12 protein-coding genes are annotated in these 14,066 nt (G+C 70.1%); all 12 read right to left on the bottom strand.

Annotated features, from left to right (window positions below; all coding sequences use genetic code 11):
* Positions 1-203: 203 nt before the first annotated feature.
* The 12 genes from ACH41F_RS00465 to ACH41F_RS00410 all read right to left on the bottom strand — a co-directional run bounded on the left by ACH41F_RS00465 (position 204) and on the right by ACH41F_RS00410 (position 14,065).
* Positions 204-959: a TIGR03936 family radical SAM-associated protein gene (locus tag ACH41F_RS00465; RefSeq protein ID WP_391241468.1), complete on the bottom strand. Its 756-nt coding sequence runs from the start codon at positions 957-959 to the stop codon at positions 204-206.
* 48 nt (positions 960-1,007) lie between these two features.
* Positions 1,008-2,006, bottom strand: coding sequence for a hypothetical protein (locus tag ACH41F_RS00460; RefSeq protein WP_391241495.1), 999 nt, complete (start codon positions 2,004-2,006; stop codon positions 1,008-1,010).
* 142 nt (positions 2,007-2,148) lie between these two features.
* The gene (locus ACH41F_RS00455) at positions 2,149-4,128 is read right to left on the bottom strand and encodes a TIGR03960 family B12-binding radical SAM protein (protein ID WP_391241464.1); all 1,980 of its coding nucleotides are present in this window, start codon (positions 4,126-4,128) and stop codon (positions 2,149-2,151) included.
* 106 nt (positions 4,129-4,234) lie between these two features.
* On the bottom strand, positions 4,235-5,734 hold the full coding sequence (locus tag ACH41F_RS00450) for a CHAD domain-containing protein (protein WP_398831877.1): 1,500 nt from the start codon (positions 5,732-5,734) through the stop codon (positions 4,235-4,237).
* 74 nt (positions 5,735-5,808) lie between these two features.
* On the bottom strand, positions 5,809-6,417 hold the full coding sequence (locus tag ACH41F_RS00445) for a hypothetical protein (RefSeq protein ID WP_398831875.1): 609 nt from the start codon (positions 6,415-6,417) through the stop codon (positions 5,809-5,811).
* A gap of 64 nt (positions 6,418-6,481) precedes the next feature.
* Positions 6,482-7,678 carry a rod shape-determining protein RodA gene (gene rodA / locus ACH41F_RS00440; RefSeq protein ID WP_391241456.1) on the bottom strand — a complete coding sequence of 399 codons (1,197 nt, stop codon included), beginning with the start codon at positions 7,676-7,678 and terminating at the stop codon, positions 6,482-6,484.
* On the bottom strand, positions 7,675-9,924 hold the full coding sequence (mrdA, locus tag ACH41F_RS00435; protein ID WP_398831871.1) for a penicillin-binding protein 2: 2,250 nt from the start codon (positions 9,922-9,924) through the stop codon (positions 7,675-7,677). The genes rodA and mrdA overlap by 4 nt, the downstream gene beginning before the upstream one ends.
* Positions 9,925-10,097: 173 nt before the next feature.
* Positions 10,098-10,775, bottom strand: a complete 678-nt coding sequence (mreD, locus tag ACH41F_RS00430) for a rod shape-determining protein MreD (protein WP_391241449.1) — start codon at positions 10,773-10,775, stop codon at positions 10,098-10,100.
* Positions 10,776-10,788: 13 nt separating this feature from the next.
* Complete coding sequence (gene mreC / locus ACH41F_RS00425; RefSeq protein ID WP_391241446.1) at positions 10,789-11,736, bottom strand: rod shape-determining protein MreC; 948 nt, start codon at positions 11,734-11,736, stop codon at positions 10,789-10,791.
* Positions 11,737-11,887: 151 nt separating this feature from the next.
* Positions 11,888-12,907: a rod shape-determining protein gene (locus tag ACH41F_RS00420; RefSeq protein WP_004931372.1), complete on the bottom strand. Its 1,020-nt coding sequence runs from the start codon at positions 12,905-12,907 to the stop codon at positions 11,888-11,890.
* A 323-nt stretch (positions 12,908-13,230) separates the two neighbouring features.
* On the bottom strand, positions 13,231-13,644 hold the full coding sequence (gene ndk, locus ACH41F_RS00415; protein WP_391241443.1) for a nucleoside-diphosphate kinase: 414 nt from the start codon (positions 13,642-13,644) through the stop codon (positions 13,231-13,233).
* Positions 13,645-13,708: 64 nt separating this feature from the next.
* The gene (locus ACH41F_RS00410; RefSeq protein WP_391241441.1) at positions 13,709-14,065 is read right to left on the bottom strand and encodes a DUF4233 domain-containing protein; all 357 of its coding nucleotides are present in this window, start codon (positions 14,063-14,065) and stop codon (positions 13,709-13,711) included.
* Between the last annotated feature and the right edge of the window lies 1 nt (position 14,066).

Genomic DNA, 14,066 nt, shown 5'->3' with positions numbered 1-14,066 from the left:
GACGTCCGCGGCTCGCGCGTTGCGCGGTGCCGCCGTCCGGGGCGCGGGCGCCGCACGGGAGCTCTCTGTGTCCTGTCTCGCCGGTTCCGTACACCCTGTTGGGTACGGCCTGGCGAAAGTCTTGTGGTCGGTACGCTGCCCGACCCAGGTGGCTCCCGAGTACGAGGGCGGCGCTACGGCATCCGTCCTTCGCGGGACCTTCCCTACGCCGGCGCCTTCGCGGCGGCGGCGGCCGCATGGGCCTCAGCTGCCTCGCGGTCGGGCGCGAGCGGGTCGGTCACCGTGCCGCTCTCTGCGTCGAACAGCCCCTGCGCCAGCCTGGTCACCGCTGCGGGGACCGGCGGCGCCAGGTCGGCCACGGCGCGAAGACCGGACAGGACGTCGTCGGGTCGTACGGCAGGCGTCACGTGCCGAACAACCAGCCGCAGTATCGCACAGGGCTGGTCGGTCGGCCTATCAGCCTGGGGACGGTGCGTCTCCAGCCGGGCGACCGCGGGGCGGGCGTCGAAGGTGCGGACACCGTTCTTGGTCATCCGCTGGACCTCGACGGACTCGGCGGCGTTGAAGGCCGCGACCGCGCGCTCGGCGTCGGCCGGGTCCACTCCGTCGAGCCGCAGCTCCCACTCCGAAGCCGTGAGCCGGTCGGCGAGCCCGGAGGTCCGGGCCTCGACCGCGTCGACGATGTCGAGGCCGGTCGGCAGCGACTCGTCGAGCAGCGCTCTGAGCTGCTCCGGATCACGCGCCGCGGTGAGCGCGATCTCCAGATACTCCGCCTCACTGCCCGTGCCGGTGGGTGCGGCATTGGCGTACGACACCTTCGGATGCGGCGTGAACCCCGCCGAGTACGCCATCGGCACCTCGGCACGGCGCAGCGCACGCTCGAAAGCGCGCTGGAAGTCACGGTGGCTGGTGAACCGGAGGCGGCCGCGCTTGGTGTAGCGCAGTCGGATGCGCTGCACCGCGGGTGCGGGCGGCGGGCCTTCGGGCTGTCGCTTGCCCAGTGTCGTTCAGTCCTTCGTGAGTGCGGTCGTACTGCTACCAAGAGTACGTGTCTCGCGGCCGATCGGTTCCCGCCGGTCCACCGCGGCCCTCTTGACCGGTTCGCCGAGGAGCATGCGCCGGAAGTCCGCCCGGGCCTGCCGTACGGACTCCCGGGCGGCCGTGACCGCCTGTCGGGCGGCCTGCCGGACACTGCGCGCGGCCTCCGCCACGGGCCGCAGCACCAGGTCGCGGACGACGTGCCCGACGGGTGTGAGCACCGTCCGGTACACCCACCGCACCGGCTCGACGAGGAGCCACCGCAAGAGGGTTCCGAGGAACCGTCCGACGGCACGCGAGACATGCCCGGCGACCCGCCACGCGTGCCCGAGGGCCTCCCCCACCTCCCGCCCCACGACGGCGAGGAACCGCCCGACGGGCACCAGTACCCACCGCCACAGCGCGAGCAGGGGCAGCACGACAACCACGCGCGTGACCCAGTACAGCGCGAGCCCGACCCCCCTGAACAGCCATACGAGGGCACGCCCGACGGGCATCAGCATCCACGTGCAGACCCAGGTGGCGGGCAGGACGAGGAGATACCGCGCCAACCACGCCACGACGGCCCGCACCCCGTGTCCGACGGGTGTGAGCACGCGCGCGTACACCCACGCACACCCGGCCCCGAGCCCACGCCCGAAGGGCGTAAGCACATACCGGTACAGCCACCCCACCGGCACGACGAGCAGGTACGTCCCCAGCCACCCCACCCCCTTGCCGAACGGCACGACCGCATACCGCCACAGCCCCACCAACGGCCACACGAACAGGGCCCGCCCGACCGGCCGCAGCACGGTGTCGTTCAGCAACCTCCCCGCCACGACACACGCGTCCCACACCATCCGCACGGGCACCACGAGCACCAGCGCGACGATCCGCACCGGAACACGAATCACCACCGCCAGACACCCCTCGGACGGCCGCGCCTGCGACACGGGCGACGACGGCACGGTCTTCTCCAGCTCCATACCGCACAAGACGCCGTCTCCCCCGATCCGGATCCCCCCGAGGCATATCGACTCGGCGTCGCTCAGGTCACCCCGCACCCCCGGCGCCGGGAAGAGCCCGGCCCGGACCTCCGCCCCTCAGGCGACAGCCGCCGCACGCACGTCAGTGCGTGTGCCCGCTCCCCGTCGGTGTCGGGCCGCCGTTCTTGACCGTCAGGGGCAGCAGCTTCTTGCCCGTCGGGCCGATCTGGATGCTCGTGTCCATCTGCGGGCACACCCCGCAGTCGAAGCACGGCGTCCACCGGCAGTCGTCGACCTCTGTCTCGTCGAGGGCGTCCTGCCAGTCCTCCCAGAGCCAGTCCTTGTCGAGGCCGGAGTCCAGGTGGTCCCAGGGGAGGACCTCCTCGTAGGAGCGTTCGCGGGTGGTGTACCAGTCGACGTCGACGCCGAAGTCGGCCAGGGCCTTGTCGGCGCAGGCCATCCAGCGGTCGTAGGAGAAGTGCTCGCGCCAGCCGTCGAAGCGGCCGCCGTCCTCGTAGACCGCGCGGATGACGGCGCCGATGCGGCGGTCGCCGCGGGACAGCAGGCCCTCGACGATGCCGGGCTTGCCGTCGTGGTAGCGGAAGCCGATGGAGCGGCCGTACTTCTTGTCGCCCCGGATCTTGTCGCGGAGCTTCTCCAGGCGGGCGTCGGTCTCCTCCGCCGAGAGCTGCGGGGCCCACTGGAAGGGCGTGTGGGGCTTGGGGACGAAGCCGCCGATCGAGACCGTGCAGCGGATGTCGTTGGCGCCGGAGACCTCGCGGCCCTTCTGGATGACGTTCATCGCCATGTCGGCGATCTGGAGGACGTCCTCGTCGGTCTCCGTGGGCAGGCCGCACATGAAGTACAGCTTCACCTGGCGCCAGCCGTTGCCGTAGGCGGTGGCGACGGTGCGGATGAGGTCCTCTTCCGAGACCATCTTGTTGATGACCTTGCGCATGCGCTCGGAGCCGCCCTCGGGCGCGAAGGTCAGGCCCGACCTGCGGCCGTTGCGGGTGAGTTCGTTCGCCAGGTCCACGTTGAAGGCGTCGACGCGGGTCGAGGGGAGGGACAGACCGATCTTGTCCTCCTCGTACCGGTCCGCCAGGCCCTTGGCGATGTCGCCGATCTCGGTGTGGTCGGCCGACGACAACGACAGCAGGCCCACCTCCTCGAAGCCGGTCGCCTTCAGGCCCTTCTCGACCATCTCGCCGATGCCCGTGATGGACCGCTCGCGCACCGGGCGGGTGATCATGCCGGCCTGGCAGAAGCGGCAGCCGCGCGTGCAGCCGCGGAAGATCTCCACCGACATGCGCTCGTGCACCGTCTCGGCCAGCGGGACGAGGGGCTGCTTGGGGTAGGGCCACTCGTCGAGGTCCATGACCGTGTGCTTCGACACCCGCCACGGGACCCCCGACTTGTTGGGGACCACGCGGGCGATTCGGCCGTCCGGGAGGTACTCGACGTCGTAGAACGCCGGGATGTACACCGAGCCCGTCCTCGCGAGGCGGAAGAGGACCTCCTCGCGGCCGCCGGGCCGGCCCTCCGCCTTCCACTCGCGGATGATCTTCGTCATGTCGAGCACGGCCTGCTCGCCGTCGCCGATGATCGCCGCGTCGATGAAGTCCGCGATCGGCTCGGGGTTGAAGGCCGCGTGGCCGCCCGCCAGCACGATCGGGTCGTCCAGACCGCGGTCGCGGGACTCCAGCGGGATGCCCGCCAGGTCCAGCGCCGTCAGCATGTTCGTGTAGCCCAGCTCGGTGGAGAAGGACAGGCCGAAGACGTCGAACGCGCCCACGGGCCGGTGGCTGTCCACCGTGAACTGCGGGACGGCGTGCTCCCGCATCAGCGCCTCCAGGTCCGGCCACACGCTGTACGTGCGCTCGGCGAGGACGCCCTCCTGCTCGTTGAGGACCTCGTAGAGGATCATGACGCCCTGGTTGGGCAGACCCACCTCGTAGGCGTCGGGGTACATGAGCGCCCAGCGGACGTCACAGGACTCCCACGGCTTGACCGTGGAATTGAGCTCTCCGCCGACGTACTGGATCGGCTTCTGCACATGCGGGAGCAGAGCTTCGAGCTGCGGGAACACAGACTCAGCGGCCGCAGCGACTTCGGCAGACATCTCGCGAACCTTCGTGGGGTGGGCTGGACTGACAGGACAGGGTTTGCTGGCAGGGGTGACCATCTAGCCTAACGCGGCCGTGGCCACCCCCAGCACGCCCGAAGGCTCACAGGGCGTCCGCGGCGCCCCTGATCCCGTCCCAGCGGCCGGGCAGCTCGGCCTCCACGGTCGCCGCCCGCTGCTCCTCGCGCTCGTACAGCACCCCGTAGGTGAAGGCGCTCTCGCCCGCCGCGTGCGCCACCGCCGACAGCTCGCGCAGGGTCTGGCGGGCCATGACGCTGTCCTGGTGCTCCCCGAGCAGGTTCTGCAGCCCCTTCATGCTCTTGGTCAGGGACTTCGCGGGTTTGCCGAGAGCGGGGGTGGCCGCCTCCGCCGCGTACCGGGTGCGCTTGGTCTTCTTGCGCGCCTCGTGGATCGCGGCGTCCCGGTCGGTGCCGGGCTCCAGCTCCAGCGCCTGCTCGACGAGCGCGGACACCTTCCCGAAGGCCTCGCGTACGGCCTCGGCGAGCACCTTGCCGGGCTTCTTCCCGGCCGCCTTCCGCAGCGGCGGGTCCGTGAGCACCGCGTCCAGGGCGTCGAGGAGGGCCAGGTAGCGGCGGGAGTCGAGGACCCCGATCAGCCGGGCGCTGGCCCCGGACTGGTCACCCGCCCAGCGGTTCAGTCGCTCGCTGACCGGTCCGGCGACCAGCGTCGGGTCCAGCGCGTCGAGGGTCGCCGACAGCCGTTGCTTCAGCACCTCCCGGTCCCGGTCCACGCCCAGCTCGCCGGCCAGCCACTTCAGCTCGTCGCCGATCGGATCGGTGACCGCCCGGTCCAGGACCTCGCCGAAGGACGTGAAGGTGCTGCGCAGCCGGCGCGTGGCGACGCGCATACGGTGGAGCGCGTCCTCGGTGTCCTGGCGTACGGCGGGGTCGAGGCCGACGATCGCGTCCCGCTGGGTGCGGACGTACGCGAGCACGTGGTCGCCCGCGGTCACGGGGTCCTCGACGGGCGCGAGGTCGGGCTTGCGCGGGGCGGTCTCGGCCAGGGCGCGCGCGAGCTTCGACGCCGACGCCGAGGGCCGCACCCCCGCCTTGCGCAGCCGCTTCTCCACCTTGTCGAGGAAGGCCGGGTCGCCGTCGTCCGCCAGTTCCACCTCGATCTCGGTCCACTGGGCGCTGCCGTCGCCCCCGGTGAGCCGTTGCGCGTGCACGGCGTCCACGCTGGCCTCGGCGAGCAGCCGGCCGTCGGCGTCCACGAGGTCGCGCACGTCCCGGTCGGAGCGCAGCCGGACCACGGGCACCAGCTCGGCGTCCCGGACCCGGGAGCGGACCAGGGCGGCGAGGGTGTCGGGCAGGGTGTCGGAGAGCGGGGCCCGGATCTCGTCCCGTACGCCGGGGGCGACGGGGAACTTCAGATGCCAGCCGGGATCGGAGCCACCGGTGCGGTGGCGCAGGGTGATCGAGGACGCGGCGAGGCGTTCGTCGTGGGTGTCGTAGTAGGTGGCGTCCAGGTGGGCGACGCCCTTGTCGATGACCGCGGCGACCCCGGCGACGCCGGTGAGGTCGGGCAGCCCGCTCTCGTCGGACTCGTACTTTCGCTCGATCTCGCGCTGTGTGTCCGCCATGCACCGAATCTAGACGGAGTCGGGCGGGGACGGCAGAGGGCACCGACGGCGAGTCCCCGGGTGGATTGCCGAGGTCAGGAGGTGAGGAGTGCCCGCAGCTGCTCGGCGTCCGGGAACGGCGCGTCCTTCGCGGTCCGGGAGATCAGCAGGATGTGGGCGTCCTCGAACTGGTGGTACGACAGCGGCTCGGGGCCCTGTGCGACGACCAGCGCGTTGTGCTCCAGGCGCCAGCTGACGTACCGGGTGTCGTACTTGGGCCGGCGTATGTCGTGGTCCGGTGGTCCGAGCCGATCGGTGAAGCGCTGGACGACGGTGGCGTAGTGGGCGTCGAACTCCGGTCGCCAGGCGCCCTCCTGGCTGCTCCAGCCGGGGACCGCGTCCCAGATGTCCTCGTCGAGCAGGCCGCCGTCGACCGTGTAGAGGTAGGCGAAGGGCAGCGAGAGCGCGCCGTCGCCGTCGGCGGTCACGAAGTGGCCCTGCGGGGTGACATGCGTGGCCTCGGGGACGTCGGGCGTCTCCGCGTACGCCGGGCCCTGGACCGCCTGCGACCAGTCGGACCAGCCGGCCTCACCGGTCGCGGCCTCGACGGCGTCGGCGTCGGTCAGGTCCAGCTCCGCCAGCCGCAGGACCCGGCTCACCAGTTCCTCGTCGAGCGGGCACACGGCCACGTACTCCTCGGACATCCCACTCCCCCACCCCACAGGAACTCACCGGGCATGTGCCCACCGCTGGGCACGACTCGTGGCGCTATGCCGACATCGGCCGTTGGACTCTGATCGACTGGAGCAGTCCGACCGCCAGCCACACCGCGAACATCGACGTTCCGCCGTACGACACGAACGGCAGCGGCAGGCCGGTGACCGGCATGATCCCGAGGGTCATCCCGATGTTCTCGAAGGACTGGAAGGCGAACCAGGCCACGATCCCGGCGGCCACGATGGTGCCGTACAGCTCCGTCGTCTCGCGGGCGATGCGGCAGGCCCGCCACAGCACCACGCCGAGCAGCACGATGATCAGGCCCGCCCCGACGAAGCCGAGCTCCTCGCCCGCCACGGTGAACACGAAGTCGGTCTGCTGTTCCGGGACGAACTGGCCGGTGGTCTGCGAACCCTGGAACAGGCCGGAGCCGGTGAGCCCGCCGGAGCCGATGGCGATACGGGCCTGGTTGGTGTTGTAGCCGACGCCGGCCGGGTCGAGGCTGGGGTTGGCGAAGGCGGCGAAGCGGGCGATCTGGTAGTCGTCCAGGACGCCGAGCTGCCAGACCGCGATCGCGCCCGTCGCTCCCGCGCCGAGCAGGCCGAACACCCAGCGGTTGGAGGCGCCGGAGGCGAGCAGCACGCCCAGCACGATGATGACCATGACCATGACCGACCCGAGGTCGGGCATCAGCATGACGATCAGCATCGGCACGGCGGCCAGGCCCAGCGCCTGGAGGACGGTGCGGTGGTCGGGGTAGGGCTTGTCGCCCGCGTCGACCCGCGCCGCCAGCAGCATCGCCATGCCCAGGATGATCGTGATCTTCACGAACTCCGAGGGCTGGAGGGAGAAGCCGCCGCCGAGCACGATCCAGGAGTGCGCGCCGTTGACCGTGGAGCCGAGCGGGGTGAGCACCATCAGGATCAGGAACACCGAGGCGCCGTAGAGGATCGGCACGGCCGTGCGCAGCGCGCGGTGGCCGAGCCAGACGGTGCCGATCATCAGGGCGAAGCCGATGCCGGTGTTCATGATGTGCCGGATCAGGAAGTAGTACGGGTCGCCCTGGTTGATCTCGGTGCGGTTGCGGGTGGCCGAGAAGACCAGCAGCGAACCGATCCCCGACAGGGCGAGGGCCGCGAACAGTATCGGCCAGTCCAGTCGGCGGGCCACGGAGTCCCGGGCGAACAGCCGGGTCCAGCCCGCCCGTTCGGGACCGTAGCCGGGGACGGAGAAGCTGTTGCCGGTCATGTGCACATCCTCCGGCTTCCCCTGCGGCGGCGCCTGCGGGTGTCGCGGTTACGTGTCGCGGTGTTCTCGACGGTCGCCGCCAGCTGGGTCTCGTCCGGCTCGGGGGCGCCCTCCTGGGTCACCCGCTGCTCCTTGCCCGGGTCCTTGGAGACCTTCGGGGACTTGATCGTGCCGTCCGTCTGGACCTTCGGCAGGCCCTTCTGCGGGGTGGGCAGCAGCGCGTTCTTCTTGTCGATGGTGCCGTCGTCGGAGACGCCGTACAGCGCGTCGTAGATGTTGCGCACGGCGGGGCCGGAGGCGCCGGAGCCCGTACCACCCTGGGAGATGGTCATGACGACCGCGTAGTCCTTGGTGTACGTGGCGAACCAGGACGTCGTCTGCTTGCCGTAGACCTCGGCGGTACCGGTCTTGGCGTGCATCGGGATCTTGTCCTGCGGCCAGCCGACGTCGGCGAACCGCCAGGCGGCGGTGCCGCGGGTGGCGACGCCCGCGAGGGCGTCGTCCATCTCGGCCAGCGTCTTGGCGCTTATGGGCAGCTTGCCGTGGGCCTTCGGCTTGATCTCGTCGACCGTCCTGCCGTCGGCGCTGACGACGGCCTTGCCGACGGAGGGGTCGTAGAGCGTGCCGCCGTTGGAGATCGCCGCGTAGATGGTGGCCATCTGGATGGGGGTGACGAGGGTGTCGCCCTGGCCGATGGAGTAGTTGACGGAGTCACCGGCGCGCATCAGGTTGCCTTCGAGGCAGTTCTCGTAGGCGATCTGCTCGGCGTAGCTGCCGCCCTTCTTCCCCGTCTTGCACCAGGCGTCCTTGTTGGCCTTCCAGTAGTCCTGCTTCCACTTGCGGTCCGGGATGCGGCCGCTGACCTCGTTGGGCAGGTCGATGCCGGTGGTGGCGCCGAGACCGAACTGGTGGGCGGTCTTGTAGAACCAGTTGTTGGCGTCCTTCTTCGGCTTGAGGCCGCCGTCCTTCTTCCACTCCTCGTGGGAGAGGCGGTAGAAGACGGTGTCGCAGGAGACCTCCAGGGCGCGCCCGAGGCTGATCGGGCCGTATCCCTTGGTCTCGAAGTTCTTGAAGACCTGGCCGCCGATGGAGTACGAGCTGGAGCAGTTGTAGGGGCCGGCGAAGGAGTAGCCGGCGTTGACCGCGGCGGCGGTCGGGACCACCTTGAAGATGGAGCCGGGCGCCGACTGGCCCTGGATGGCGCGGTTGATCAGCGGGTAGTTGGAGTCCTTGCCGGTGAGCTTCCTGTAGTCCTTGGCGGAGATGCCGCCGACCCAGGCGTTCGGGTCGTAGGTCGGGTTGGACGCCATGGCGACGATGCGGCCGGTCTTGGCCTCCATCACGACGACCGCGCCGGAGTCGGCCTTGTAGTTCTCGCCGGTGTTGTCGTCGAAGACCTCGCGGGCCTTCTTCATCGCGTCGTTCAGCTCGTACTCCGCGACCCGCTGGACGCGGGCGTCGATGCTGGTGACGAGGTCGGCGCCGGGCTGGGCCTCGTCGGCCTCGGCCTGGCCGATGACGCGGCCGAGGTTGTCGACCTCGTAGCGGGTGACGCCGGCCTTGCCGCGCAGCTCCTTGTCGTACTGGCGCTCCAGGCCGCTGCGGCCCACCTGGTCGGAGCGCAGGTAGGGCGAGTCGGTGTCCTGGGCCTTGGTGATCTCCTCGTCGGTGACCGGGGAGAGGTAGCCGAGGACCTGGGCGGTGTTGGCCTTGCCGGGGCTCGGGTAGCGGCGGACGGCCTCGGGCTCGGCGGTGATGCCGGGGAAGTCCTCGGCGCGCTCGCGGATCTGCAGGGCCTGCTTGGCGGTGGCCTCGTCGGTGATGGGGATGGGCTGGTACGGCGAGCCGTTCCAGCAGGGCTGGGGGGTCTCGGCGTCGCAGAGGCGGACCTTCTGCATGACTTCCTGGGGCGTCATGCCGAGGACCTTGGCCAGCTTGGTGAGGACGGCCTTGCCGTCGTCCTTCATCTTCAGCAGGTCGGTGCGGGAGGCGGAGACCACGAGCCGGGTCTCGTTGTCCGCGATGGGCACGCCGCGCGCGTCCAGGATCGAGCCGCGGACGGCGGGTTCCACGACCTGCTGGACGTGGTTGCCGGAGGCCTCCTTGGCGTACTCGTCGCCCTCGCGGATCTGGAGGTACCACAGGCGCCCGCCGAGGGTGCCGAGCAGGGACAGGACGAGGATCTGGATCACGATGAGCCTGATCTGGACCCGTGGGGTCCGACCGGTCTCGGGGATGTTGGTCACTGCGGCTGCCGCCCCCTCTCAGTGCGCCGTGTGGTGTGCGCGTACGAATGATGAACGGCTGACCTGTGAGGCCGCGTTCCGTCCCGGCGGACACGTTCGGGTGAACTCGCCCGGCCTCTCGGCCATCTGCCCCGCCCTCACCGGCGCCTGCTCCAGGCGCCCTTGCCCCGCCGTCACAGCCGCTTGACCCCCTTGATGCGCCCGACGCGTGCGGTCCGGGTGCGGGCCTTGGTCTTCAGCGCGCCGAGTCCGCCGCGCTGGCCGCCGATCCTCAGGCCGGTGCCCGAGGAGAGCCAGCCGGAGGAGATGTCGGTGGCGTTGGCGGCGGAGGTGGTCTCCGCGAGGGGGTCGTTCTCGGCGCGGCGGGCGAGCGCCATGATGCCGGGGACGACGAAGGGCGCGAGCAGCAGGTCGTAGAGCGCGGCGGTGAACAGCAGGCTGCCGAGCCCGACATGGCGGGCGGCGGTGTCGCCGACGAGGGCGCCGACACCGGCGTAGAGCAGGGTGGTGCCGACGGCCGCGGCGACGACGACGAGCATCGGGCCGGTGGCCGACTTGAGTCTGCCGTTCTCCGGTTTGGCGAGCCCGGCGAGATAGCCGATGACGCACAGGACCAGCGCGTAGCGCCCGGCGGCGTGGTCGGCGGGCGGCGCGAGGTCGGCCAGCAGACCGGCGCCGAACCCGACGAGGGCGCCGCCGACATGGCCGTAGACCATCGCCAGACCGAGGACGGTCAGCAGCAGCAGGTCGGGGACCGCGCCCGGGAGGTGGAGTCGGGCCAGGACGCTGACCTGCAGGACCAGGGCGACGACGACGAGGGAGGTGGAGAGCAGGATCCGGTTGACACGCAAGGGGAATCAGCTCCTACTGCTCTTGCTCGAGCTGGCCGTCGGCGGGGGCGTTGGCGGACGGGGTCACCGTGACGGTGACGGTCGGCCGGGGGGTCGGCTTCGGCTTGTCGGGCAGCACCGTGTCTCGCGGGTCCTTCTTCGGGGTCTCGACGACGACGCCGACGATGTCGAGCTTGGTGAAGCTGACGTACGGCGTGACGTAGAGGGTGCGGGTGAGGTCGCCGCCGGAGGGGTCGACGCGGGAGACGACGCCGACGGGGACGCCGGGCACGAAGGGCTTGTCGGCCTGCGAGCCGAAGGTGACCAGACGGTCGCCCTTCTTCACCTCGGCCTTGCCGTTGAGGAGTTCGACGCGCAGCGGGCGGTCGCCCTGCCCGGAGGCGAAGCCCAGCTCGTCACCGGCCTCCATGCGGGTGCCGACGGTGAAGTCGGGGTCGCTGGCGAGCAGCACGGTGGCGGTGTCGGGGCCGACGGTGGTCACGCGGCCGACGAGTCCGTCGCCGTTGAGCACGGTCATGTCGCGCCTGATGCCGTCGTTGCTGCCGACGTCGATGGTGATCGTCCAGGAGAAGCCCTGGGCCGCTCCTATGGCGATGACCTCGGCGCCCTTGATGCCGTACTGCCCCTCGGCGGCCACGTTCAGCATGCTGGTGAGCTGCTTGAGGCGGCTGGCGTTGCGGTCGTCGCTGCCGAGGCGGGCCTTGAGGGCCGCGTTCTCCTTCTCCAGCGCGGCCATCCGGTCGTGTCGCTCGCCGGAGTCGCGGATCGCGGAGACCGCGTTGCCGACCGGGTTCACGGCGGCCGAGACGCCGTCCTCGACGGGGCCGAAGACCGTGGCCGCGGCCTGGCGGGCACCGTCGACCGGTGAGTCCTCCCCGCCGCGGATGTCCACCGTGATCAGTGCGAACGCGATGGCGATCAGCAGCACCAGGAGCAGCCGGCTCTCTCGTGTGTCCCTCACGTGCGGCGGCGTGCCTTCCTCAATAGGAATGTGCGGTGTTCAGGAATGTGCGGGTGTGTAGAGGCGGGTGTGTGCGCGAGCATATGCCTCTATATCAACGATCCGCCGCACGAGAGGAGATCATCTCGTACGGCGGAATCGAAGAGTTACGTCATCTGCGCGGCTGGGCGTCGAGGACCTGCTGGAGCGCCTCGAACTCCTCCACGCACTTGCCGGAGCCGAGCGCCACGCTGTCCAGCGGGTCCTCGGCGATGTGGATCGGCATGCCGGTCTCCCGGCGCAGCCGCTCGTCCAGACCGCGCAGCAGGGCGCCGCCGCCGGTCAGGACGATCCCGCGGTCCATGATGTCGCCGGACAGCTCGGGCGGGCACTTGTCGAGGGTCGTCTTGACCGCGTCCACGATCGCGTTGACGGGTTCCTCGATCGCCTTGCGGACCTCGGCGGCCGAGATGACGACGGTCTTGGGCAGCCCGGACACCAGGTCCCGGCCGCGGATCTCGGTGTGTTCGTCAGCGTCGAGGTCGTACGCCGAACCGATCGTGATCTTGATCTGCTCGGCCGTCCGCTCACCGAGGAGGAGGGAGTACTCCTTCTTGATGTGCTGGATGATCGCGTTGTCCAGTTCGTCGCCCGCGACGCGGATGGACTGGGCGGTGACGATGCCGCCGAGCGAGATGACCGCGACCTCCGTGGTGCCGCCGCCGATGTCGACCACCATGTTGCCCGTGGCCTCGTGGACCGGCAGGCCGGAGCCGATGGCCGCGGCCATGGGCTCCTCGATGATGTGCACCTGACGGGCGCCGGCCTGGGACGACGCCTCGATGACGGCGCGGCGCTCGACGCCCGTGATGCCCGAGGGCACACAGACGACGACCCGCGGACGAGCCAGATACCGCCGCTTGTGGATCTTCAGGATGAAGTAGCGGAGCATCCGCTCGGTGATCTCGAAGTCGGCGATGACACCGTCCTTCAGCGGACGCACGGCAACGATGTTGCCGGGCGTGCGCCCGATCATCTTCTTCGCTTCGGCGCCGACAGCCAGGATTCCACCGGTGTTCGTGTTGATCGCGACGACGGACGGCTCGTTGAGTACGATCCCGCGACCCCTGACGTACACCAGCGTGTTGGCGGTCCCGAGGTCGACAGCCATGTCACGGCCGATGAACGACATTGAGTTCCCCATCAGGATTCGTCTGGCCTTCCTGGGAGCTTTGAGGGCTTTTCAGGTCGGCGAAGTGGGTGCTGTGACGTGAAGGCTTCCATCGTAGTGGCGCCTACGCGAACACTGCGCGAGGGTCTTCGCCATTGTCAGCAGATGAGAGGCCGCCGCGCTTGTGGAGACGGTCCATAGGGGGAACCCGTTCCCCCGATCGGCACGCATATGCCAAGGGACGGCCGAAAACAGACGGCCGTCCCAGGTCAGACCGACGGGCGTTATGACACGCCGTCAGAAAAAGCCACGAAACCCACGCACGGAAGGAACGCGCGCGGAGGCTAGGCGCGGCCGGGGAAGAAGATCTTCACCTCGCGCTCGGCCGACTCCTCCGAGTCGGAGGCGTGGATCAGGTTCTCGCGGACGATCACACCGAAGTCACCGCGGATGGAACCGGGCGCCGCGGCGATCGGGTCGGTCGGGCCGGCCAGCGCGCGCACGCCCTCGATGACCCGCTCGCCCTCGACGATCAGCGCCACGACCGGACCGGAGGCCATGAACTCCACCAGCGGCTCGTAGAACGGCTTGCCCTTGTGCTCGCCGTAGTGCTGCTCCAGCGTGTCCTGGTCGAGGGTGCGCAGCTCCAGCGCGGTGATCTGCCAGCCGGCCTTGCGCTCGATACGGCTGATGATCTCGCCGGTCAGGCCACGACGGACGGCGTCGGGCTTGAGCAGGACGAGGGTGCGCTGGGTCACGACGGGCTCCTTGTGATCAAAAAATGTGCGGGTGACGAGATTACCGGGCGTGTCCCCCGGCCGGTCACGCAGCGTCAGGTGTAGGGGAGTCGGCCTGCGCCGCGAACCTGGCCTTCGCCTCGTCGACCTTCCGCCCGTAGTGCACCGAGGCCCACCACAGCGCCGCGAAGACCACGCCCAGGAAGAACATCGTCGGCACGACGAACCCGGAGGCGATCAGGGCGATCTGAAGGGCCCAGCCGAGGGCGACGCCGCCGGGCCGGGTGATCACACCGCACAGCACCAGACACAGCACCATGGCGACACCGCTGACCGTCCACACCGCCGACGTGGACAGGCTGTCGTCCTTCATGGCGACCAGCGCGGCGAAGCCGATGATGAAGAACTCGCCGATCAGGGTCGAGGAGCACAGAGTACGCATT

The sequence above is a fragment of the Streptomyces sp. NPDC020489 genome (assembly GCF_044386545.1).
GTDB lineage: Bacteria > Actinomycetota > Actinomycetes > Streptomycetales > Streptomycetaceae > Streptomyces.
This window is presented reverse-complemented; position numbering and strand designations above follow the sequence as displayed.